The following is a 22,442-nucleotide window of genomic DNA, read 5'->3' as shown; positions in this document are numbered from 1 at the left end:
AGCCGCAGACCTGCCGCCACGGCAGTAAATGCGGGGACAGTGCGGGGACAGGGGTGGCCGCTAGCCCAGTGCCCACATCGCGGCACTGGTCATCAGCACATAGCGCAAGAATTTGCCGATCGCCATGTACCCGCAACAAGCCCAAAACGGCAGGCGCAGCCACCCGGCCACGGCACACAAAGGGTCGCCCACAATCGGCAACCAACTGAGTAAGCAGGTTTTGGCCCCCCAGCGGACCAGCCACGCGTGGGCCAGCTGTTTGTGGCGGCTGCGTTGGGGGTGCATGGCAGCGGCTTTGGCGGCGGCCGCGGGGTGGGTGGCCTGCCAGGCCTGGTGGGCCATGCGCCCCAGCCACCAACTGATCATGCCGCCCAGCGTATTGCCTGCGGTCGCCACCAAAATGGCTGGCCAAAATAAATCAGGCCGCAGCTGCAACAGGCCAACGACCGCCGGCTCTGAGCCCATGGGCAACAAGGTGGCAGAAATCAAGGCGATGACAAACACCGTGCTCAAGCCAAATTCAGGCAGGGCCAGCCAGTGCAAAAGGGTGGGAATCCAAGCATCCATAAGGGCAATAAGTGTAGGTGGGCACAAGCTTGGCAAGAAGGCGTGCTGGGCGGATGAGTTTTTCACCGCAAGCGGCTGCCCAAAAAATGAGCAGCTACAATACCCCTCTTTCACGTTTTGACTGTGTTTACCTGCAACTGGTGTGGCAGGTTTTTTCTTTTTCCCCCTTCTTCAATCGCATGTCTTCCTTGCAATTAGGCCCGTACACGCTGGCCAATGCGCTGTTTGTTGCCCCCATGGCCGGGGTGACGGACCGGCCTTTTCGCCAGCTGTGCAAACGCCTGGGCGCAGGTTACGCCGTCAGCGAAATGGTCACCTCGCGCAAGGATTTGTGGGAAAGCCTGAAAACCAGCCGCCGCGCCGACCATGCGGGCGAACCCGGGCCGATTGCCGTGCAAATTGCTGGCACCGATGCCGCCATGATGGCCGAGGCAGCGGTGTTCAACATCCAGCGCGGGGCGCAGATCATTGACATCAACATGGGCTGCCCGGCCAAGAAGGTGTGCAACAAATGGGCCGGATCGGCCTTGATGCAAAACGAAGCCCTGGCCGAAGAAATTGCCGCTGCCGTGGTCGCCGCCTGTGCGCCCCATGGCGTGCCCGTGACGCTGAAAATGCGCACCGGCTGGTGCGAGGCGCATAAAAACGCCGTGGCCCTGGCCCGGCGCTTTGAAGCGGTGGGCGTGCAAATGCTCACCATCCACGGCCGCACGCGCGAGCAGGGCTACAAAGGCCAGGCCGAATACGCCACGGTGGCCGCCGTCAAGCAAGCGGTGCGCATCCCGGTGGTGGTCAATGGCGACATCACCAGCCCGCAAACCGCCCAGGCTGCGCTGCAGGCCAGCGGGGCCGATGCCCTGATGGTGGGCCGCGCTGCCCAGGGGCGGCCCTGGATTTTTCGCGAAATTGCCCACTACCTGGCCACCGGCCAGCATCTGGCCCCGCCCTTGGTGGAAGAAGTGCGCGGCTTGCTGCTGGAACATTTGGACGACCACTACCGCCTGTACGGCAGCGCCACCGGCGTGCGCAGCGCTCGCAAGCACATTGGCTGGTATGTGCGCGATTTGCCTGGGGGCGATGCCCTGCGCCGCCACACCAACACCCTGGACGATTGCGCCGCGCAAACCCAGGCCGTGAACGACTATTTTTTGCGCCTGGGCCAGCAGATGGAGCGCCTGCCCCAAGGCAGGCCTGCGACTGCACCGGGCGCAAACCCTTTGACTTTGGAGAAAACCTTGCAAGCTGTGATTGAGGGGGCCGCGTGATGGACCTGTCCACTCCCCCATTGACCACCCCGTTAGCCGCCCCGCTAACGGCCCCGTTAGCCACCCCATTAACCACGACCAGTCCTGCCGCCAGCACCCATCCGGCCAGCGACGTGCAAGCCAGCATCCGCGCCAGCCTGCAAGCCTATTTTGACGACCTGGGCGGCGAAGCCCCCAGCAATGTGTACGACATGGTGCTGCGCCTGGTCGAACGCCCTTTGCTGGAAGAGGTCATGGCCCAGGCCGATCAGAACCAGTCCCGCGCTGCCCAGTGGCTGGGCCTGAACCGCAACACCCTGCGCAAAAAACTGCTCCAGCACGAATTAATTTGATAGCTGTGAGCGTTTGTATTTAAACGATTTAGGCAATATTTATCTTAACTTTATAGAAAAACCAAGCGATGAAAGCTCTTCTTTCCGTATCTGACAAGACCGGCATTGTCGAATTTGCCCAAGCCCTGCATGGCCTGGGCGTGCAACTGCTCTCGACCGGCGGCACCGCCAAACTGCTGGCCGATGCCGGCTTGCCCGTGACCGAGGTGGCCGAAGTCACCCAGTTCCCGGAAATGCTTGATGGCCGCGTCAAAACCCTGCACCCCAAGGTCCACGGCGGCCTGCTGGCCCGCCGCGACCTGCCCGCGCACATGGCGGCTTTGAAAGAGCACGGCATCGACACCATCGACCTGCTGGTGGTGAACCTCTACCCCTTTGAAGCCACCGTGGCCAAGCCCGGCTGCACGCTGGCCGACGCGATTGAAAACATCGACATCGGCGGCCCCGCCATGGTGCGCAGCGCCGCCAAAAACTGGAAGGATGTGGGCGTGGTCACCGCTGCCGACCAGTACGCCGCCGTGCTGGCCGAGCTGAAAGCCGCCGGAAAATTAAGCGACAAGCTGCGCTTTGCCCTGTCCGTGGCCGCCTTCAACCGCATTGCGCAATATGACGGCGCGATCAGCGATTACCTCTCCAGCGTTCAGTTTGAGGACGAAAAACTCTCCGAGAACTACGTGCCCGAACGCGCCCTGTTCCCCGGCCAGAGCAACGGCCACTTCATCAAGCTGCAAGACCTGCGCTATGGCGAAAACAGCCACCAGCAGGCCGCGCTGTACCGCGATCTGGTCCCCGCGCCCGGCTCGCTGGTCACCGGCGAACAACTGCAGGGCAAGGAACTGAGCTACAACAACATCGCCGATGCCGATGCCGCCTGGGAATGCGTCAAGAGCTTTGACGAGCCCGCCTGCGTCATCGTCAAGCACGCCAACCCCTGCGGCGTGGCCGTAGGCAAAGACGCGCACGAAGCCTACGCCAAGGCCTTCCAGACCGACCCCACCAGCGCCTTTGGCGGCATCATCGCCTTTAACCGCACCGTCGATAAGGCCGCCGCCGAAGCCGTGGTCAAGCAGTTTGTCGAAGTGCTGATGGCCCCCGATTTCACCGCCGAAGCGCTGGAAATCTTCAAGCCCAAGGTCAATGTGCGTTTGATGAAAATCGCCTTGCCCCAAGGCGGTAAAACCAACTGGGAGCAGGGCCGCAACGCCATCGAATCCAAGCGCGTCGGCTCCGGCCTGCTGCTGCAAACCGCCGACAACCACGAGCTGGCCCTGGCTGACCTCAAAGTCGTCACCATCAAGCAGCCCACACCGCAAGAGCTGCAAGACCTGCTGTTTGCCTGGAAAGTGGCCAAGTTCGTCAAGAGCAACGCCATCGTCTTCTGCAAAAACGGTATGACCATGGGCGTGGGCGCAGGCCAAATGTCGCGCCTGGACTCGGCCCGCATCGCCAGCATCAAGGCCGAGGCGGCCAAGCTCTCGCTGCAAAACACCGTGGTCGCCAGCGATGCCTTCTTCCCCTTCCGCGACGGCCTGGACGTGGTGGTCGATGCGGGCGCAACCTGCGTGGCCCAGCCTGGCGGCTCGATGCGTGACCAGGAAGTGATCGACGCCGCCAACGAGCGCGGCGTGGCCATGGTGTTCACCGGCGTGCGCCACTTCCGCCATTGATGGGCAGCCTCTCGCTTTGCTGAAATAGCAAAAAGGCCCGGCAGTGTTGGCTGCCGGGCCTTTTTTTATGTCGCTGTTAGGCGCTTAGAACGTGTTCACAATCTCCTCATGGGTGTGCAGTCGCGGCCTCGGGCGGTCTGCGGCGTTGCAAATCCTCGCAATAGCCAAGCTATTGCTGTGGTTTGCGCCTTGCAGCCCATCCCGATCCGCATCCCGCACCCCTTCGCGCGGAGATCGTGAACACGTTCTTAGGGCTTCAACAGCCCCCGCGCCACGATTTCTTTCATGATTTCGGAGGTACCGCCGTAGATGCGCATGACCCGGGCATCCGTCCAGAAGCGCGAGATAGGGTATTCGGCCATGTAGCCGTAGCCGCCAAACAGTTGCAGGCAGGCATCGGCCACGCGGCCAAACATTTCGGTGGTGTGCAGCTTCAGGGCACTGGCGGCTTCGGGCGTGAGCTGGCCGCGCTCGTAGGCGGCGATGCTGGCGTGCAGAAAAGCCTGCGCAGCGGCCACTTCGGTGGCGCATTGGGCCAGGGTGAAGCGGGTGTTTTGGAATTGGGCCAGCGGCTGGCCAAAGGCCTGGCGCTCTTGCACGTAGCGCAGCGTGGCGTTGAGGGCACCCTGGGCCCCATACACGGATTGCACGCCGATGACCAGGCGCTCGCGTGGCAGCTCGCGCATCATTTGCGTGAAGCCTTGGCCTTCGATGCCGCCCAGCAGCGCATCGGCTGGCACGCGCAGGTCGTTGAAAAACAGCTCGGAGGTGTCGCCCGCGTGCTGGCCGATTTTTTCCAGGTTCTGCCCGTGCGAGAAGCCGGGGGTTTGCGTATCGACCAGGAACAGGCTCACGCCCTTGGCACCACCGGCCGGGTCGGTCTTGGCGGCCAGCACGATCAGGTCGCAGTGCTGGCCGTTGCTGATAAAAATTTTGCTGCCGTTGATGACGTAGCCATCGCCCTCTTTGCGGGCCGTGGTGCGAATGGCCTTCAAATCGCTGCCCGCGCCCGGTTCGGTCATGCCGATGGCCCCCACCGCTGCGCCGCTGACCAGGCGCGGCAGCCAATGCTGGCGCTGGGCTTCGGTGCCGCAGTGCAGCAAATAGGGGGGAATGATGTCGCTGTGCACTTCCAGCCCGCCGACCAGCCCACCGTAGCCCCGGCGGGCCAGCACTTCGATGACGGCAAAAGAAAAATGCACGTTGGCCCCGCTGCCGCCGTACTGCTCGGGCACATCGGCGCACAGGTAGCCGTTGTCGCCCATTTTCAAAAACAGCTCGCGCGGCACGATGCCGGCTTTTTCCCAGGCGCGGTAATGGGGTTCGATCTCGGCGTCGCAAAAGCGCTCCAAAGCATCGGTGAACAGGGCCAGCTCGGCCTGGGCATCGGCAGTCAGCAGGGTATGGGGCAGCATAGGATGATAAAAATAAGAGCTGTTAGCGCTTACTAGTAAAGGGCTAAAGGCCAAAAATGCTTAAAAAATGGGAGCGGGCCATCCGCTCCCACAGGCTTAAACGCTTACACGCGTTCAAAAATGGCGGCAATGCCTTGGCCGCCGCCAATGCACATGGTCACCAGCGCGTAGCGCCCGCCCGTGCGGTGCAGCTCGGCAATGGCCTTGGTGGTGATGATGGCGCCGGTGGCCCCCACCGGGTGGCCCAGCGAGATGCCCGAGCCGTTGGGGTTCACCTTGGCCGGGTCAAAACCCAGCTCTTGCGCCACGGCGCAGGCCTGGGCGGCGAAGGCTTCGTTGGCCTCGATCACGTCGATGTCGGCCAGCTTCAGGCCGGTGCGCTCCAGCACTTTGCGCGTGGCGGGCACGGGGCCGATGCCCATGTAGGCGGGCTCCACCCCGGCATGGGCGTAGCCCACCAGGCGGGCCAGGGGTTTGAGGCCCAGGGCGGCCACGCGCTCGCCCGTGGCCAGCACCACGGCACTGGCCCCGTCGTTGATGCCCGAGGCGTTGCCAGCGGTGACCGTGCCGCCGTCTTTCTTGAAGGCGGGTTTCATGCCGGCCAGCGTCTCCAGCGTGGTGCTGGCGCGCACGTGCTCATCTTCCTGGAACAGCACTACGCCCTTGCGCGTGGCGATTTCCACGGGGGTGATTTGCTCTTTGAAGTACCCGGCAGCCATGGCGGCGGCGGCGCGTTGCTGGCTGAGCACGGCCAGTTCGTCCTGCATCTGGCGGCTGATGCCATAGCGCTCGGCCACGTTTTCGGCGGTGATGCCCATGTGCATTTTTTGCCAGGGGTCGTGCAGGATGCCCAGCATGTAGTCGATGCTTTTGGCATCGCCCATGCGCGCACCGTAGCGGGCGGCCTGGTCGAAGTAGGGGCCCCGGCTCATGGATTCGCTGCCGCCGCCGATGGCCACGTCGCAATCGCCCAGGGCAATGGCCTGGGCGGCGCTGATGATGGCCTGCAGGCCCGAGCCGCACAGGCGATTGACGTTAAAGGCCGGGGTCTCGATGGGGCAGCCCGCGTCGATGGCGGCCACGCGGGCCAGGTAGGCATCTTTGGTATCGGTGGGGATGACGTTGCCCATAACGACGTGGCCCACGGCATCGGCGGCGATACCGGCGCGGGCAATGGCGGCCTTGACCACGGTGGTGGCCAGCTGGGTGTTGGGCACGTCTTTCAGGCTGCCGCCAAAAGTGCCGATGGCGGTGCGGGCGGTGCTGACGATGAAGATGTCGCGGATGGTCATGGATTCTCCTTGGGGGTGGGCATGAGGCCGATGTTCAGCCCGCAAATTGCGCGGGGCGTTTGGCCAAGAAGGCGGCAACGCCTTCGCTGAAATCGGGGGTCTTGGCACAGGCCAGAAAGGCCTGCGCCTCGGCCTGCAACTGTGCGGGCAAATCGCGCGTCAGGCTGTCACGCAGCAGACGGCGCATCTGGCCATAGGCCACCGTGGGGCCGCTGGCGATGCGCTGGGCCAAGGCCTGGGCGGCTGCGTCCAGTTCGGCAGCGGGCAGCACGCGGTTGATGAGGCCCAGGCGCAGCGCCTCGGCGGCGTCGAAGCCCTCGCCCAGCAGGGCGATCTCCAGCGCCTGGCGCAGGCCGACCAAGCGTGGCAGTGCCCAGGAGGCCCCCACGTCGCAACTGGTGCCCAGGTTGATGTAGGCCAGGTTGAATTTCGTGCCTTCGGCGGCCAGCACAAAATCGCACATCAGCATCAGCGACAGGCCTGCGCCAGCGGCAGCGCCGTGTACCTGGGCGATGACCGGGGCATCCAGGCCGTGCAGCAAGGTGACGGCCGCGTTGAGCGGCTCCAGCAAATCCTGGGCCCCTTGCACCGGGTTGGCCTGCAAGGTGGCCAGATCGCCCCCGGCGACAAAGGCCCGCCCGGCCCCTTTGAGCAGCACGGCCCGCACGCTGCGGTCGGCGGCAATCTCCTGCACGGCCGCCAGCAGCGCCTGGGCAGTGGGAACATCCAGGGCGTTGAGCTGCGCGGGGCGGTTGAACTGCAGGGTGGCGATGCCGTCGGCACGGGAAAAGAGCAAAGGATGGGTCATAAATAAATAGCTGCTTTCGCTTTATGCGTAAGGGTTTTTCGGCTTTTTTGCAATCAATACAGCGCTTCGATCTCGGCGGCATAGGTTTTGTAGATGCTGGAGCGGCGCACCTTCATGGTGGCGGTGACTTCGCCATCGTCGTGGTCCAACTCCTTGGTGAGCAGGTGGAACTTGCGGATGTGCGACACCTGGGCCAGCTTGGCGTTGCCGGTAGCGATTTCGTCCTGCACCAGTTGGCGCACCTCGGGCATTTCCACCAGGGAGCGAAAGTGGGTGAACGCCAGCCGCCGCGCCTCGGCCCATTTGCCGACGGTCTCCATGTCGATCTGCACCAGCGCGGCCACGTATTTGCGGCCATCGGCCACGACGATGCATTCCTTGATATAGGGGCTGGCCTTCATGGTGTTCTCGATCTCGGACGGCGTGAGGTTCTTGCCCCCGGCGGTAATCATGATGTCCTTGAGGCGATCGACGATCTTGATCTGCCCGCCAACCTCGCGCACCACGTCGCCGGTGTGCAGCCAGCCATCGACAATGGTTTGCGCCGTGGCTTCGGGGTTTTTGTAGTAGCCGGCAAACACCATGTCGCCGTGAATTTGAAACTCGCCGCTGCCGTTGTCGTCCGGGTTGGCAATGCGGTACTGCACGCCGTCGATGACTGGGCCGACGGTGCCGACGATCACGTCATCCAGCCGGTGGCCGGTGACCATGCCGGTCGATTCGGTCAGGCCGTACACCTCAATCAGCGGTACGCCAATGCTGCGGAAAAAGCGCACCACATCCGGCGCAATCGGCGCGGCCCCAGTCAGCGCCACTTTGGCATTGCGCAGGCCGATGAAGTTTTGCAGCGCCCGCAGCACCAGCCAGTAGTGCCAGGCGTAGCCCAGGCGTTCGGTCAGCGTCCACTGGCTGCGCGGTTTTTCCGCCAGCGGGGTGCAGGCGGCCAGGGCCTGCTGGTAGAGCTTGCGGCGCAGCGGCCCGGTCTCCAGCATCTTGATGGTGATGGCCGAGTGCAGCTTTTCCCAGATGCGCGGCACGCCCAGGAACATGCTGGGGGCCACCTCGCGCAAATCCTCCTGCACGGTGCGGATGGATTCGCCAAAGTTCACGGTGGAGCCCAGGTACAGCGGGCAGAAGGTGGTGAGCATCTGCTCGGCCACGTGGCACAGCGGCAGGTAGGACAGGTGCGAGGTGTCGCGTCCCAGTTGCAGCCGCTCGATGATGCCCGGGGCCACGCCGCGCATGTTGCGCCAGGAAATCATCGCCCCCTTGGGTTTGCCGGTGGAGCCGGAGGTGTAGATCATCAGCCCGATGTCGTCCAGCGTTTGCTGCGCCAGCACCTGCTCGATCTGCGCTGCGCCGGCTTGGGCATGGGCCTGGCGGCCCAGGGCTTCTACTTCGTCAAAGGTGCTGATCAGGGCGCGGTGCTCGGGGGCAAAGCTGCGCAGGCCCTTGGTTTCCATGACGATGATTTTCTGCAGGCGCGGCAGTTCGGCCAGCGCCTCCAGCACCTTGTCGGTTTGCTCTTGGTCTTCGCAGACCATGATGGAGATGTCGGCATGGCCGACCACGTAGGCCACTTCGGGCGACGGGCTGGTGGGATACACCCCCACGGTGACGGCCCCGACCAGGCCCGCGCCCATTTGCGCCAACACCCATTCGATGCGGTTTTCGGCAATCACGCCCACATGGCCGCCCGTGGGCAGGCCCAGCGCCAGCAGGCCCAGGCCGAAGTGGCAGGAGCGCTCGTAGTACTGCGCCCAGGTAAAGGGCTTCCAGATGCCAAAGTCTTTTTGCCGGATGGCCACGCGCTGCGCATCCTGGCGGGCACGCTCGCGCAGCATCTGGGGCAGGGTCAGTTCGGGAAGGTTCATTGCGTTATCCATTGAACGTCATGCGGCACGAGGCCTTGAAAACTGGCGCAGCCCGGCCCAGGGCCACCGCGCAAGGGCCGCCCCGCCGCGCTGGTGGCGTCCCCCTTCCCGCGCGTAAGCGCGAGAGAAGGGGGAAGGTGCGAAGCGCCTCAGGGGGATGTTTCATGACAACCAGCGCTTGCGGCGCTTGTAGTGTTTGATGTCTTTAAAGCTTTTGGCCTCGCCGCTGCCGGCCTGGCCTAGGTAGAACTCGCGCACGTCCGGGTCGCTGGCCAGGCGCTCGGCCGTGCCGTCGATGACGATCTTGCCGCCTTCCATGATGTAGCCGCTGTGCGCCACGGCCAGGGCCACGGTGGCGTTTTGCTCGACCAGCAGCATCGAGGTGCCGCGCTCGGCATTGATGCGGGCGATGATGGCGAAGATGTCTTCGGTCAGCTTGGGCGAGAGGCCCAGCGAGGGCTCATCCAGCAGCATCAGCGCGGGCCGGGCGATCAGGGCGCGGCCAATGGCCAGCATCTGCTGCTCGCCGCCCGACAGGTAGCCGGCCAGCCCCCGGCGCCGCTCGTGCAGGCGCGGGAAGTATTCATAGACCAGGTCGAAATCGGGCCGACCCGCGCCGGGGCGACCACTCAACGCATAGGTGGCGGCGATGAGGTTTTCCTCGATGGTCAGGTCCTCGAAAATGCGCCGCCCCTCCATCACGTGCGACAGCCCCCGGCGCACCAGCGCCTGCGGGGCGATGCCGGTGGTGTCCTGGCCGTTGAAGCGGATGCCGCCCCCGGCCAGGGCACCATCTTCTAGCGGCAGCAGGTTGGAGATGGCCTTGAGCGTGGAGCTTTTGCCCGCCCCGTTGCTGCCCAGCAGGGCCACGATGTGCCCGCGCGGCACGGCCAGCGACAGGCCGCGCAGGGCTTGCACGACTTTGTTGTAGGTGACCTCGATGTTGTTCACTTCGAGGACGTGATCGGTAGGCTTGGGCATCATGGCATCGGCGGGTAGGTTGTGGGTTCAGTAGCTGGTTACGCTGATAAATAAATCGTTTTTGATAAATAAATACCTAAAAACCTTATTTAATAAGCGCAAACAGCTATGAATAAAGCTTGTGACAGGGCCGTTTACAGGCGAATCCAATCCGAGGCGGGCAGCATTTTTTGCGCCTTCATGTCGGCCTTGTAAACCCGCCCGACGGGGATGGAATTGCCGGTGATGGTGATGGGCACGCCAATCACGCCGCCGGTGTCAAAGTCTTTCAGGCTGTTGAGGGCGGCCTTCATGTTGTCGCCGGTCAGGGGCTTTTTCGCCTCCAGGCAGCGCTTGGCCGACTCCAGGAACAGCATGGCCGCGACAAAGCCCTGCATGTAGGGCACGCTCTGGTACTCGGGGCGCATGGCGCGGATTTTTTCCAGCATGGGCGCGGGCTCGGTGTCGTAGTAGTAGCGAAACGGCATTACGCCCATGAAACCGTCGCCATCCGGCCCCATTTTCATGACGGTGGAGTTGTCCATGGTCCAGAAGGTGCCCATCCATTGGCTGGTCATGCCCTGCTGCTTGCCCTGGGTGATGAACTCGGGGATGGGCGCCAGGATGTAGCCGTGGAAGATGGTGTAGTCCGGCTTGGCGCGGCGCAGCTTGATGACTTCGGTGGAGACATCCACGCTGCCGGCCGGGGTCATGATCTTGATGGCCACCGACAGGCCCAGGCGCTTGGCCTCGGCCTCGCTCTTTTCAATCGGGTCGCGGCCAAATTCCGAGTCGGAATAGACGAAGGCCACCTTGGCACCCGGTTTTTCCTTGGCAATGTGCTTGAGCAGAATGCCGAACATCTCGGTGTAATCGGGACCCACCAGGAACTGGTGCGGGTACTTTTTCGGGTCGTTCAGCTCACTGGCGAATGAGGCCCCGGCCATCAGGATGTTGCCGTTGCGCTCCAGCTCGGGGTTGATGGTTTTGGCAAAGCCGGTGGAGTCGCCGTAGTACAGGTTCACCTTGTTCTGGCTGGTGATTTTTTTGAAGGTGGCCACCGACACATCCACCTTGTAGCCCGTGTCCTCGGGCACGTAGCGCACTTTGCGCCCGGCAATGCCGCCGGCCTCATTGACGATTTTTACGTAATCCTCGATCCCGGCGTTGATGCCCACGCCGGCAAAGGCAAACACACCCGTCATGGGGATGGAGCCGCCGATGACGATCTCGTCGGCCGCCTGCGCCAGCACCGACAGCGGGTGCGTCAGGGCGGCCGCACCGGCGGCGGCAGCGCCCAGCATCAGGCTGCGGCGGCGGTGGGAAATTCCTTGCTGGTTCATGTTTGTCTCCTTGGATGTTGTCGTGAAAAGGTGTGGCTGCTTTTGAAGTGGCCACAAAAGGTGTGGCTGCTTTTGAAGTGGCCACAAAAGGTGTGGCTGCCTTTGAAGTGGCCACAAAAGGTGTGGCTAGTTCTTGAATGGCCACAGGTGAAAGAACCGGCGCGTGCGCCGCCACATTTCGGCCAGGCCCAGCGGCTCAAAGACCAGAAAACCAATGATCAGCGCCCCGAAAATCACCAGCCGCACGGGTGAGAGGAACACCGCCAGCGAGGCACCGCCGGGCAGCAGATCGACGGCCAGCTTGAGCAGCTCGGGCACCATGGTCATGAACACTGCGCCCAAAATGCCGCCCAGAATGCTGCCCATGCCGCCGACGATGATGGCCGCCAGGAAGAAGATGGACATGGTCAGCGGAAAGCTCTCAGGCGTGACCACGCGGAAGAAATAGGCCCACAGCCCCCCGGCCACCCCGGCGTAGAACGAGGACAGGGCAAACGACAGCAGCTTGTATTGCAGCAGCGGGATGCCCAGCACCTCGGCCGAAATATCGCGGTCGCGAATGGCGATGAAAGCCCGCCCGATGCGCGTGCGAAACAGGTTGGCCGCGCCCAGCAGCATCAGCACCATGATGGGCACGATCAGCCAGTACAGGCGAAACGAGGTGTCCAGCTCCATGCCCCACAGCGAGGCCGGTGGCATGGAAATGCCCGCCGTGCCGCCCGTGAAATCAAAGTTGGCAAACAAAAAGTGCGCGATGAACGAGGCGGCAATCGTCACGATGGCCAAGTACAGCCCCTTGACGCGCAGCGACGGAATGCCCACCACCATGCCGCCGAGCATGGCCACCACGCCCCCGGCCAGCAGGTTGAATAAAAACGGCGTGCCGTAGCGCGTTTGCAAAATGGCCACCGTGTAGGCCCCCAGGCCCATGAAGGCCGCCTGCCCCAGGCTGACCAGCCCGGTGTAGCCGGTCAGAATATTCAGGCCCGTGGCGCTGGCCACGTTGATGGCTACCAAGCAGGCCATATAAAGCCAGTAATCGCTGGCCACGAAGGGAAAGACGAGCAGCAGCACTGCGGCCACGGCCAGCCAGGCGTGCTGGGTGCGGGAGTCGAACAGCGCCGCATCGGCGACGTAGCTTTCCTTGAAGGTTCCGATACGCATGGGACAGTGTTCCTTTTACAGTCGTTCGATATCGCGGGTGCCGTACAGGCCGTAGGGGCGCAGCATTAGCACGCACACCAGCACGATGAAGGTGGCCAACAGCTTGTATTCGCCGCCCAGGTAGGCACCGGCCAGCGCCTCGACCAAGCCAATCAATAACCCGGCGACCAAGGCCCCGAGCACGCTGTCGAGCCCACCGACGATGACCACCACCAGCACCGACAGGCCAAACACCCCCATGCTGGAAGAAATGCCGCCGATCGAGCCGACGATGATTCCCGAGATCGCCGCCAGCATGCTTGATGCCACCCAAGCCAGCGAAAACACCCGGGGCACGTTGATGCCCACCGAGTACGCCGCGCCCTGGTCGCTGGCTGTGGCCCGCAGCGCCACGCCGCCGCGCCAGTAACGAAACAGCAGCAGCACGGCCGCGATGAACACGGCGGCCACCACCGCGCCCCAGAACACCTTGGGCGCGAGGAAGGCATCGCCCACCATGATGGGTTGGGAGGGCATGAAATCGGGCAGGCGGCGCTGGTCGGCGCTCCAAATCATCTCCACCAGCCCGACCAGCACCGAGCCCAGCCCGACGGTGACCATGAAGACGGAAATCGGCGGCTCGCCCAGCAGCGGGCGGATCACGGTGCGCTCAATCACCGCCCCCAGCACCCCTGAGGCCAGGACGGCAGCAGGAATGGCCAGCCACAGCGGCATCGCCCACATCGCGGCGAAGGTGAAGAACAGATAGCCCCCGGCCATCAGCATCTCGCCAATGGCGATATTGACCACGCGGGTGGCCTTGTACACCAGCACAAAGGCCAGCGCGGCCAGGGCATACAGCCCGCCACCGGCAATGCCGGTCAGGCTGATTTCGAACAGATAGGCCCAGTCAAAATCCATCATGCAGATGCCCCCTGGTGAGCGGCCACCGGGGTGGCGGCAGCGGCAGTTGTCAAAGCGGTGGCCGGGTGGGCGGCTGCTTGCAGCTTGGCCCGCAGCTCGTGGACGTTGCCCGAGCCGAGGTAGGCGCGGTTCACCTCGGGGTCGGCCTGCACCACGGCGGGCACGCCCTGGGCAATCACCTGGCCAAAGTTGAGCACCACCACGTGGTCGGACAGGTCCATCACCATGCCCATGTCGTGCTCGACCATCAGCACCGTCACGCCCCACTCGGCGCGCACATCGAGGATGAAGCGCGCCATGTCTTCGGTCTCTTCGCGGTTCATACCGGCCACGGGTTCATCCAGCATCAAAATTTCTGGCTTCATCGCCAGGGCGCGGGCCATTTCCACGCGCTTTTGCAGGCCGTAGGACAGGGCCGAGACAGGCGCGTGGCGAATGTGGTCGATCTCCAGGAAGTCGATGATGCGCTCCTCAATCTCGCGGCGCAGCTGCGCCTCCTCGCGCTGGGCGCGGCCCCGGTAGAACAGCGCATCGAACACATTGCTTTTGAGGTGGGCGTGGCGGCCCAGCTTGATGTTGTCCAGCACCGTCATGCCGCGAAACAGCGCAATGTTCTGAAAGCTGCGCCCCAGCCCCAGCTTGGCCCGCTGCGGTGCCGGGGTGTGGGTGATGTCCTGGCCACGGAAGCGGATGCTGCCTTTGGTGGGCCGGTAAAAGCCCGAGATGGTGTTGAACAGCGAGGTTTTGCCCGCCCCGTTGGGGCCGATCACCGCAGTGATTGAGCCGGGTTGCACGGCAAAGCCCACGCCCGACAGCGCCTTTACGCCGCCAAAGGCAAGTGTTACATCGCTGACTTGCAGCAAGGGGGAACCCTCGCTGGGCTGGCCGATGGTTGTCTCCATAACGTTCCTTGAAGGGCGCTTTGCAATGGCTTGCCAAAAGCGGTACAGGTCAGGGTTTCTACTTCTACGTAAACTAAGTTACTTGAGAGTAGATTCTTGGTGTGTCAGACGGTTCTGAATATCGGTAATTACCCGATACTTACAAAAAAAGGAGCAAGGAAGCATATGAATGCAAAACCTTTATCGAGTGCGCCCCCCTCCCCCTGGCCACAAGGCCCCTCCCGTGCCGAGCAACGCCAGGCCAAGCGCGATGCGGTGCTGAATGTGGCGGCGCAAATGTTCAACGAGCGCGGTTTTCACGCGACATCGCTGGACGATGTGGCGGCCCACTTGAACGTCAGCAAACCTACGCTGTACTACTACGTGAAAAACAAGGAGGAAATCCTGATTGCCTGCATGGAGACGGCCTTGGCGTTGATGCTGGATAACATGGAGGAATCCCGACGCAGTGGCCGGGGGCCGCTGGAGCAGTTGCACGACTGCATGCATGTTTACGGGCAGATGGCGACGCAGCCGTTTGGCATCTGCCTGATTCGCGTGGGCGATGAGGTTCTTCCGCCGGACAGCCGCAAGGAGCTGCGGCGCATGAAGTCCGAAATCAATTTGCAATTTCGCCACTTGGTGGGGGACTGCGTTCAACAAGGGCTGCTGGCCCCCTGCGACCCCACCGTTACGGCCTTTGTGATTCAAGGAGCGCTCAGCTGGCTGGCCCGCTGGTACCAGCCTACGGGGGCCTACAGTGCCGACCAGATCATCGAGCAATGCACGCAGCTGCTCTTGCAAGGGGTGCTGGCCCGCCCGGCGCACAGCCAATAGACCATGGTGGTTGCAGTGCCCAGGGGTGATGGCGGCACTCATCCCGCCTGTTTTTTAATAATAAGAGCTGCTTGCGCTTATAAATAAAAAGAATTTTTCAATAAACAACCGATAAAGCGTTTATTTGTAAGCGGTAACAGCTTCTAATTTTAATAATTGGGGCGATGCCGCCAAAGCGCTGGGCAGCAAGTAGCGCCCGCGAAACCACGGGATATCCACCGGCGTAAAGCGCACCTGCCAATCCAGCCCCAGGCGCTGCCAGGCTTGCCAGACCAAGGTGGTGCAGTAAATGCCCGTGCCGGTTTCTTGCAGGGCAAAGGGCCGCCCTTGCTGGGCCAGTGCCCATTGCACCGCAGCCTGGCGCTGCGCGGCGCTGGCCTGGGGCAGGTGGTAGATGGCAAAGGCGTGCGCGCGCTCAGGGGCCAGAAAAAACGCGAGGCTATCGAGCACCACCGCATCGGGCTGGCCTGGGCGCTCCGACGGCGTGGCGTGGACCACCTGCCACGCCCCGGCCTGGCCCACCAGCAGGCCCACATGGCTGTACAGCCCTTGATCGACGGTGCGCACCATGTGGCTGACGGCCTCGGTGCCCTGGCGAAAGATCAAATCCCCGGCCTGGGCTTGGGGCGGCAGCTGGGCCCAGGCCAGCGCCTGGGCGTAAAAAAGGGCTGCCCCCACAGCAGCCCGTTGCAGCAGTTGCAGCATGGACAACCGCATTACAGCTTGATTTTCCAGCCGTCCTTTTGCTTGACCAGGTTCATGCTGTCTTGGTCGGTCTTGCCGTTTTTAAACAGGATTTCCAACTGCACGCGCAGGGCGTTTTCGCCTTGTTCTTGCTGGTTGGTGATTTTTACGCCTTGAAGGCCACCATTGGCATCCATTTGGGTTTTGCCGGCGGCCACCATCATTTGAATCTTGCCTTTGACCATGATCATCTCGTTGGCCGAGACGCTCTCCAGCGCCAAAAAGCCCATGGCCTTATCGGTATTGCCTTCGGCCACCGCACCGTAAAAGCCCTGCACTGCGGCCTCGGGGCCGCTGCCAAAGCAGGCCGTCAGCCCCAAGGCCACCACGGCTGCCAAACACACTCTGCGTGAAATCATGCGCTCCCCCTTTTTGTAAAAAAATCAATCAGCGGCTGAACACCACCGCACCATCAACCAAGGTGGTGCGCACCTGGCCCGGCAACTGCATGCCGTTAAAAGGCGTGCTTTTGGCCTGGCTGAGCAAGGCACTGGGCTGGACAGTCCAGTGCGCTTGCGGATCGACGATGCACACATCCGCCGGGCCGCCCACTTCCAGCCGCCCCAGGAAGGCATCCACGGCCGAGCCCAGCACATCAATGGGCGCACTGGTAATGGTTTGCAGCGCCCGCAGCAGGGGCACACCGTCGCGCTGGCTCCAAAGGATGGCGGCCGAGAGCAGCAACTCGACCGCGCTGGCCCCAGGCTCGGCCTCGGCAAAGGGTTTGACCTTGGCATCTTCTTCCACCGGGGTGTGGTCGGACACCAGCGCGTCGATGGTGCCATCGGCCAGCGCGGCGGCCAGCGCGTCGCGGTCGGCCTGCTGGCGCAGCGGCGGAATCAGGCGGGCGCTGCTGTCGAAATAGCCAATGTCGGCATCGGTCAGCAGCAGCGAGTGGATGGAGACATCGGCCGTCACATTCAGCCCCTGGGCCTTGGCCTGGCGCAGCAAGGCCACCCCGGCCGCACTGGACAGGCGGCACAGGTGGACGCGCGTTTGCGTGCCGCGAATCAGCTCAAAAATCGTGTGCAGGGCAATCGTTTCGGCGGCCACTGGCACCCCGGCCAGCCCCATGCGCGTGGCACTGGGGCCGCTGGCGGCCACGCCTTTGCCCAGGTCTTTGTCCAGCGGGCGCAGCCACACCGAAAAACCAAACGTGGTGGCATACGCCAGGGCGCGGGCCAGCGCCTGGGTGTTGGCCATGGGTACATCGGCCTGGCCAAAGGCGACGCAGCCCGACTCGGTCAGCTCGGCCATTTCGGTCAGGGTGTCGCCTTTTAAGCCTTGGGTGAGCGCCCCCATGGGGAACAGGCGGGCTTTGTGCTGTTTTTCAGCGCGAAATTTCAGCATCTCCACCAAGCCCTGCTCGTCCAAGACGGGGTCGGTATCGGGCGGGCACACCAAGCTGGTCACCCCACCGGCCACGGCCGCTTGCATTTCGCTGTGCAGCATGCCGGCGTGCTCGTGCCCCGGCTCGCGCAGGCGCACGGCCAGATCGACCAAGCCGGGCAGCACCCAGCAGCCGCTGGCATCGATGGTTTGTGTGGGGGTGAAATGGGGCGGGGCCGTGCCGACGGCGACGATCTTGCCGTCGGCAATCGCCACATCCCCCACTTGGTCCAGGCCCGAGGCCGGGTCGATGACGCGGCCATTGCGAATCAATATGTGCATTGTTTTCACCATTTAATGGCTTTAACGCTTACCAGTAAAGCGCTAATAGCTATTGTTTTTTATGTTTTTACGCTTCATTCCCGGCCACGATGGACATCACCGCCATGCGCACGGCGATGCCAAACGTCACTTGCGAGAGGATGACCGACTGCGGCCCATCGGCCACCGAGGAGGCAATTTCCACCCCCCGGTTGATTGGCCCGGGGTGCATGACGATGGCATCGGGCTTGGCCAGCTGCAGGCGCTCGGGCGTGAGGCCAAAGCTTTTGAAATACTCCTGGCTGGAGGGCAGCAGCGCCCCGCTCATGCGCTCGTTTTGCAGGCGCAGCATGATGATCACGTCGCAGTCGCGAATGCCTTCTTCCAGGTTGTGAAACACGCGCACGCCCATTTGCGCCAGATCGGCCGGCACCAGCGTGCGCGGGCCGACCACGCGCACTTCGGGGCAGCCCAGCGCCAGCAGGGCGTGGATGTCCGAGCGCGCCACGCGCGAGTGCAGCACGTCGCCAACGATGGCCACGCGCAGGTTGGTGAAATCCTTTTTGTAGTGGCGGATGGTGTAGGCATCCAGCAGCCCCTGGGTGGGGTGGGCGTGGCGGCCATCGCCCGCATTGACCACGTGCACATGCGGTGCCACGTGCTTGGCAATCAGGTAGGGCGCGCCCGATTCGCTGTGGCGCACGACGAAGATGTCGGCGGCCATGGCCGAGAGGTTGTCGATGGTGTCCAGCAGCGTCTCGCCCTTGGCGGTGGAGCTGCGGCCAATATCGAGCGTGAACACGTCGGCCGACAGGCGCTTGGCGGCAATGTCAAACGTGGTACGGGTGCGCGTGCTGTTCTCAAAAAACAGGTTGAACACGCTTTTGCCGCGCAGCAGGGGCAGCTTTTTGACCTCGCGGTCATTGACGCTGACAAAGTTGCTGGCCGTGTCCAAGATGTGCGTAAGGATGTCACGCGACAGGCCTTCGGGCGACAGCAGGTGAATCAGTTCACCGTTTTTATTGAGTTGGGGGTTGCGCTTATCGAGCACGGTTTACCTCGGTTCAAGCTTCTTTAATGGCAAAGTGAAAACGCCCATCGTCGGCACGCGCCAGCGCCAGGACTTGGCTGGAGGGCAAGCTGATGCGGGCCGCAGCAAAGTCGGCGGCATACGGCAGCTGGCGCCCACCGCGATCGACCAGCACGGCCAGGCGCACGCTGCCTGGGCGGCCATAGTCGTACAGCTCGTTGATGACCGCGCGCACGGTGCGGCCGGTGTACAGCACATCGTCCAGCACCACAATATCGGCGCCATTCACATCAAAATGCAGCTGGGTTTGCGCACTCATGGCCATGCCGCGCTGGGCAAAATCGTCACGGTGCAGCGCCGAAGACAGCACGCTGACCGGCTGGGCCAAGCCCAAATCCTGGTGCAAGCGCTCGGCCAGCCAGGCACCGCCCGAGGTGATGCCCGCCAGCTGCGTTTGCGGCCCCATCAGGCTGCGCACGCCGCGCAGCAGTTCGCGGTAGAGGGCTTCGGCATCCAGCACCAGGCTGGTGGTGCTGGGGGTGAGGGGCGCGGTGGGGGGGGAATTCATGCAAGACTCCTTAAAAATTGGTCCAAGATGATGCAGGCGGCCGCCGCGTCGGCATCTTTTGCGCCCAGGGCCAGGGCTTCGGTGGTGGTATAGCGCTCATCGACCTCATAGACCGGCAGGCCAAAGCGGCCACGCAGCTGGCGGCCAAACTTCAGCGCCCGGGCGGTGTTCTCGTGCGCGGCCCCATCGGGGTGGTAGGGCACGCCAATGACCAGCGCTTGCGGCTGCCATTGGGCAAGCAACTGTTGCACGGCGGCAAAGCGGGCCTCAGCCCCTTCAGCTTGGATGGTGGTGACAGGGCTGGCCTGCCCCAGCAGGCGGTTGCCACTGGCCACGCCCGTGCGTTTGCTGCCAAAGTCAAACGCCAAAAACTGTTGTTGCTGCGCCGGTATGGCCAAGCGCCCCGCGCTGGCGGCCTCAGTGGGGGCAGCGCCACTCATGCGTTGCCTGCCTCGGTGTGCAGCATCCAAGGCTGCAGCCCCAGCTCTTGCAAAGCGGCAGCGTAGCGGTCTTCTGGCGCGATGTTAAAAATAATGTCGCTTTTGGCGGCCACCGTTATCCAGGCGTTTTCGCGCAGCTCGGATTCGAGCTGGCCCTCGCCCCAGGCGGCATAGCCCAGGGTGACCAGCACGCGCCGGGGGCCGGCCCCATGGGCGACGGCCTCCAGAATATCTTTGGAGGTGGTCATCTCCAGCCCGCCGGGAATGGTGAGCGTCGAGGCGTACACCGCCTCTTCGGCATGCGGGGGATCGAGCACCACCGGATCGTGCAGCACAAAACCCCGATCGGTTTGCACCGGGCCGCCGCGAAAGATGGGGTGGTCCGCCAAGTCGGCGCGGCCCATGGGCAGTTCGATCTTTTCCAGCAGGGCCTTGAAGCTCAAGCTGCCGGGCTTGTTGATCACCAGCCCCAGGGCGCCGCGTTCGTTGTGTTCGCACACATACACCACACTGCGGGCGAAAAACTCGTCTTCCAACTGCGGCATGGCAATCAGAAAGTGGTTGGCAAGGTTGAGCACAGATTCAGACATAGGCGGCGATTTTATGCCCCCCAGCCGCCAAGCCCGCCGATCCTGCTGTGGCTGGGGCCGGGCACAGGCTTGGTGGTGGGCATGATCATGAAAAAAATAGCTGTTACCGCTTGATAGACAAGGAATTTTTGGTTTTTAACCTAAAAATCATTGATAAATCAGCGCTAACAGCTATCTTTATGCATTAGCTACGCATCGGTATAGCTGTGAATGATGCCGAGCAATTGCTCATCCCCATACGGTTTGCCCAGGTAGTGGTTGGCCCCCAGCGCCATGGCCAGGTCGCGGTGCTTGGTGGCCATGCGCGAGGTGATCATGATCACCGGCAGGTCTTTCAGGCGTTCGCTGGAGCGGATGTTGCGCAGCAGGTCAAAGCCGTCCATGCGCGGCATTTCGATGTCCGAGAGGATGACATCGGGCAGCTCGTCCTGCAGTTTTTCCAGCGCCTGCAAACCATCGACGGCGGTGCTGACGCGAAAGCCCTCGCGCTGCAGCAAACGCTGGGTGACGCGGCGCACGGTGATCGAATCGTCCACCACCATGATGAGGGGCGCTTGCACCACGGGGCGACCGGCTTGCACATCCTGGGCGGCCGACTGCTGGCGCAGCAGCTTGGCCTGGGCATCGTCCAAAATGGCCGGCAGGCCTTGGCCCAGAGCGCGAATTTTTTCGCCATGCACCGCCACCAGGGCGACCGGGTTGTAGATCAGGACCACCGCCCCTGAGGGCAGGAGCGACATCCCTGCCAAGCCGGGCAGGCGGGCCAGCTGCACCCCCAGGTTTTTTACCACCACCTCTTGGCTGCCCAAGACTTCATCGACGTGCAGCGCCAGGCGCTGCGAGGCGCTGTTGATGATGATGACCGGGCGGGTTTTGCCGCCGGTGCTGTCGGTGCTGCGTGGCGATTGGCTCCACACCGCACCGGCCCACAGGAAGGGCAGCTGGCTGCCATCGGCCTGCACCAGCGTGCCGCTTTGGTAGGCCGCCTCCAGTTCCGGCAGGGGCAGACGGCGCACCACTTCCACCAAGCTGGCGGGTACGCCCACGACAAAATCGCCCATGCGCAGCATGACCACTTGGGTCATGGCGGTGGTCAGTGGCAGCACCAGCTCAAACACCGAGCCTTGGCCCGGCTCGGTGGAGGTCTCAATCCGCCCCCCCAGGGCCAGCACTTCGGAGCGCACCACGTCCATCCCAACCCCGCGCCCAGAGATGCCCGAGACCTGCTCTGCGGTACTAAAACCGGGCATGAAAATCAGCTGCGCGGCGCGGGCGGCGTTCACTTCGGTGGTGGCATCGATCAGGCCGTTTTCGATGGCTTTGGCGCGAATGCGCTCAAGGTTCAGGCCCGCCCCGTCGTCGCTAAAGCGCACCGAGACTTCGTTGCCCGATTGCTGCATGCGAATGCTGATGTTGCCTGCCGAGGGCTTGCCCAGGGCTTGGCGCTGCGCGGGCGCTTCAATGCCGTGGGCCACGCAGTTGCGCAGCAAGTGCTCAAAGGCGGGGGTCATGCGCTCCAAAATCCCCCGGTCCATCTCAATGGTGCCGCCCAGCACTTCCAGCTTGACTTGCTTGCCGGTGTCTTTGGCGGCCTGGCGCACCACGGCGTACAAGCGCTCGGCGATCGAGTCAAATTCCACCATGCGGGTGCGCAGCAGGTCGCGCTGCAATTCACGCGACAAGCGGGCTTGAATGAGCAGCTCATCTTCCGCGCCGGTGACTTCGCGCTGCAGGTTGCGCTGCACGGTGGCCACGTCATTGACCGACTCGGCCAGCATGCGGGTGAGTTCCTGCACGCGGGTAAAACGGTCGAATTCCAAGGGGTCGAAATCGCTGCCGCTGTCTTTGGTCAGCTGCTGGCGCGATTGCATCTGCGATTCGGCCTGCACTTCCATATCGCGCAGCTGGTAGCGCAAGCGCTCCAAGTTGCCGGACAGTTCGCCCAACAGGTTTCTGAGCTGCCCGACCCGCGCATCCAAACGTGAGCGGGTAATCATCACCTCGCCCGCATCATTGACCAAGCGGTCCAGCAGCTGGGTGCGCACGCGCACCACCGATTGGGGGGCTGCACGCACCGCTGTTGGCGCGGCCAGGGGGGCGGGCGCAGTGGCC

General features: G+C 63.2%; 22 protein-coding genes. 4 read left to right on the top strand and 18 right to left on the bottom strand.

From position 1 onward, the window contains the following. Positions 1-60: 60 nt before the first annotated feature. Entirely contained in the window at positions 61-567 is a 507-nt protein-coding gene (locus J1777_RS11925) for a YqaA family protein (protein WP_207575920.1), read from the bottom strand. Positions 568-746: 179 nt separating this feature from the next. Here J1777_RS11925 and dusB point away from each other — a divergent pair, with 179 nt between their 5' ends. The 3 genes from dusB to purH all read left to right on the top strand — a co-directional run bounded on the left by dusB (position 747) and on the right by purH (position 3,831). Continuing rightward, the gene (dusB, locus tag J1777_RS11920) at positions 747-1,832 is read left to right on the top strand and encodes a tRNA dihydrouridine synthase DusB (RefSeq protein WP_207575919.1); all 1,086 of its coding nucleotides are present in this window, start codon (positions 747-749) and stop codon (positions 1,830-1,832) included. Between the two features lie 113 nt (positions 1,833-1,945). Beyond that, a complete protein-coding gene (locus tag J1777_RS14375) occupies positions 1,946-2,164 on the top strand; it encodes a helix-turn-helix domain-containing protein (protein ID WP_341352958.1) in 219 nt (72 codons plus the stop codon). Positions 2,165-2,232: 68 nt separating this feature from the next. Beyond that, a complete protein-coding gene (gene purH, locus J1777_RS11910; protein ID WP_207575917.1) occupies positions 2,233-3,831 on the top strand; it encodes a bifunctional phosphoribosylaminoimidazolecarboxamide formyltransferase/IMP cyclohydrolase in 1,599 nt (532 codons plus the stop codon). 248 nt (positions 3,832-4,079) lie between these two features. Here the strand turns inward: purH and J1777_RS11905 are convergent, their stop codons facing one another. The 9 genes from J1777_RS11905 to J1777_RS11865 all read right to left on the bottom strand — a co-directional run bounded on the left by J1777_RS11905 (position 4,080) and on the right by J1777_RS11865 (position 14,492). Then, complete coding sequence (locus tag J1777_RS11905; protein WP_207575916.1) at positions 4,080-5,246, bottom strand: acyl-CoA dehydrogenase family protein; 1,167 nt, start codon at positions 5,244-5,246, stop codon at positions 4,080-4,082. Between the two features lie 104 nt (positions 5,247-5,350). Further along, the gene (locus J1777_RS11900; protein WP_207575915.1) at positions 5,351-6,538 is read right to left on the bottom strand and encodes an acetyl-CoA C-acyltransferase family protein; all 1,188 of its coding nucleotides are present in this window, start codon (positions 6,536-6,538) and stop codon (positions 5,351-5,353) included. Between the two features lie 34 nt (positions 6,539-6,572). Continuing rightward, a complete protein-coding gene (locus J1777_RS11895) occupies positions 6,573-7,346 on the bottom strand; it encodes an enoyl-CoA hydratase/isomerase family protein (RefSeq protein WP_207575914.1) in 774 nt (257 codons plus the stop codon). A 53-nt stretch (positions 7,347-7,399) separates the two neighbouring features. Next, complete coding sequence (locus J1777_RS11890) at positions 7,400-9,220, bottom strand: AMP-dependent synthetase/ligase (RefSeq protein ID WP_207575913.1); 1,821 nt, start codon at positions 9,218-9,220, stop codon at positions 7,400-7,402. 162 nt (positions 9,221-9,382) lie between these two features. Next, the gene (locus J1777_RS11885) at positions 9,383-10,204 is read right to left on the bottom strand and encodes an ABC transporter ATP-binding protein (protein WP_207575912.1); all 822 of its coding nucleotides are present in this window, start codon (positions 10,202-10,204) and stop codon (positions 9,383-9,385) included. Positions 10,205-10,335: 131 nt separating this feature from the next. Then, complete coding sequence (locus J1777_RS11880; protein ID WP_207575911.1) at positions 10,336-11,523, bottom strand: ABC transporter substrate-binding protein; 1,188 nt, start codon at positions 11,521-11,523, stop codon at positions 10,336-10,338. Positions 11,524-11,649: 126 nt separating this feature from the next. Beyond that, positions 11,650-12,687, bottom strand: a complete 1,038-nt coding sequence (locus J1777_RS11875; RefSeq protein ID WP_207575910.1) for a branched-chain amino acid ABC transporter permease — start codon at positions 12,685-12,687, stop codon at positions 11,650-11,652. A gap of 15 nt (positions 12,688-12,702) precedes the next feature. Further along, the gene (locus tag J1777_RS11870; protein ID WP_423220548.1) at positions 12,703-13,587 is read right to left on the bottom strand and encodes a branched-chain amino acid ABC transporter permease; all 885 of its coding nucleotides are present in this window, start codon (positions 13,585-13,587) and stop codon (positions 12,703-12,705) included. After that, positions 13,587-14,492 carry an ABC transporter ATP-binding protein gene (locus J1777_RS11865; protein WP_207575908.1) on the bottom strand — a complete coding sequence of 302 codons (906 nt, stop codon included), beginning with the start codon at positions 14,490-14,492 and terminating at the stop codon, positions 13,587-13,589. Before J1777_RS11865 ends, J1777_RS11870 begins: the two co-directional genes overlap by 1 nt. A 165-nt stretch (positions 14,493-14,657) precedes the next feature. Between J1777_RS11865 and J1777_RS11860 the strand changes: the two genes are divergently transcribed. Then, positions 14,658-15,308, top strand: a complete 651-nt coding sequence (locus tag J1777_RS11860; protein WP_207575907.1) for a TetR/AcrR family transcriptional regulator — start codon at positions 14,658-14,660, stop codon at positions 15,306-15,308. 120 nt (positions 15,309-15,428) lie between these two features. On the opposite strand, the gene J1777_RS11855 is transcribed toward J1777_RS11860, so the two are convergent. The 8 genes from J1777_RS11855 to J1777_RS11820 form a co-directional block, all read right to left on the bottom strand. Beyond that, positions 15,429-16,013 carry a YiiX/YebB-like N1pC/P60 family cysteine hydrolase gene (locus J1777_RS11855; RefSeq protein WP_207575906.1) on the bottom strand — a complete coding sequence of 195 codons (585 nt, stop codon included), beginning with the start codon at positions 16,011-16,013 and terminating at the stop codon, positions 15,429-15,431. Positions 16,014-16,024: 11 nt separating this feature from the next. Continuing rightward, on the bottom strand, positions 16,025-16,411 hold the full coding sequence (locus J1777_RS11850) for a DUF4878 domain-containing protein (protein WP_207575905.1): 387 nt from the start codon (positions 16,409-16,411) through the stop codon (positions 16,025-16,027). 28 nt (positions 16,412-16,439) lie between these two features. Next, positions 16,440-17,723 (bottom strand): dihydroorotase, encoded by a 1,284-nt coding sequence (locus J1777_RS11845; protein ID WP_207575904.1) that lies wholly within the window; start codon positions 17,721-17,723, stop codon positions 16,440-16,442. A 67-nt stretch (positions 17,724-17,790) separates the two neighbouring features. Then, the gene (locus J1777_RS11840; protein WP_207575903.1) at positions 17,791-18,753 is read right to left on the bottom strand and encodes an aspartate carbamoyltransferase catalytic subunit; all 963 of its coding nucleotides are present in this window, start codon (positions 18,751-18,753) and stop codon (positions 17,791-17,793) included. Between the two features lie 13 nt (positions 18,754-18,766). Further along, the gene (gene pyrR / locus J1777_RS11835; protein WP_207575902.1) at positions 18,767-19,300 is read right to left on the bottom strand and encodes a bifunctional pyr operon transcriptional regulator/uracil phosphoribosyltransferase PyrR; all 534 of its coding nucleotides are present in this window, start codon (positions 19,298-19,300) and stop codon (positions 18,767-18,769) included. Further along, on the bottom strand, positions 19,297-19,740 hold the full coding sequence (gene ruvX / locus J1777_RS11830) for a Holliday junction resolvase RuvX (RefSeq protein ID WP_207575901.1): 444 nt from the start codon (positions 19,738-19,740) through the stop codon (positions 19,297-19,299). The genes pyrR and ruvX overlap by 4 nt, the downstream gene beginning before the upstream one ends. Beyond that, positions 19,737-20,330, bottom strand: a complete 594-nt coding sequence (locus tag J1777_RS11825; protein ID WP_207575900.1) for a YqgE/AlgH family protein — start codon at positions 20,328-20,330, stop codon at positions 19,737-19,739. The genes ruvX and J1777_RS11825 overlap by 4 nt, the downstream gene beginning before the upstream one ends. A 188-nt stretch (positions 20,331-20,518) precedes the next feature. Further along, positions 20,519-22,442: hybrid sensor histidine kinase/response regulator (locus J1777_RS11820; RefSeq protein WP_207575899.1), on the bottom strand; the 1,924-nt coding region annotated here is incomplete at its 5' end.

The sequence above is a fragment of the Comamonas denitrificans genome (assembly GCF_017368815.1).
Lineage (GTDB): Bacteria > Pseudomonadota > Gammaproteobacteria > Burkholderiales > Burkholderiaceae_C > Comamonas > Comamonas denitrificans.
Note: the sequence above shows the minus strand (reverse complement) of the source record. Positions and strands in the feature narration are given on the sequence as shown.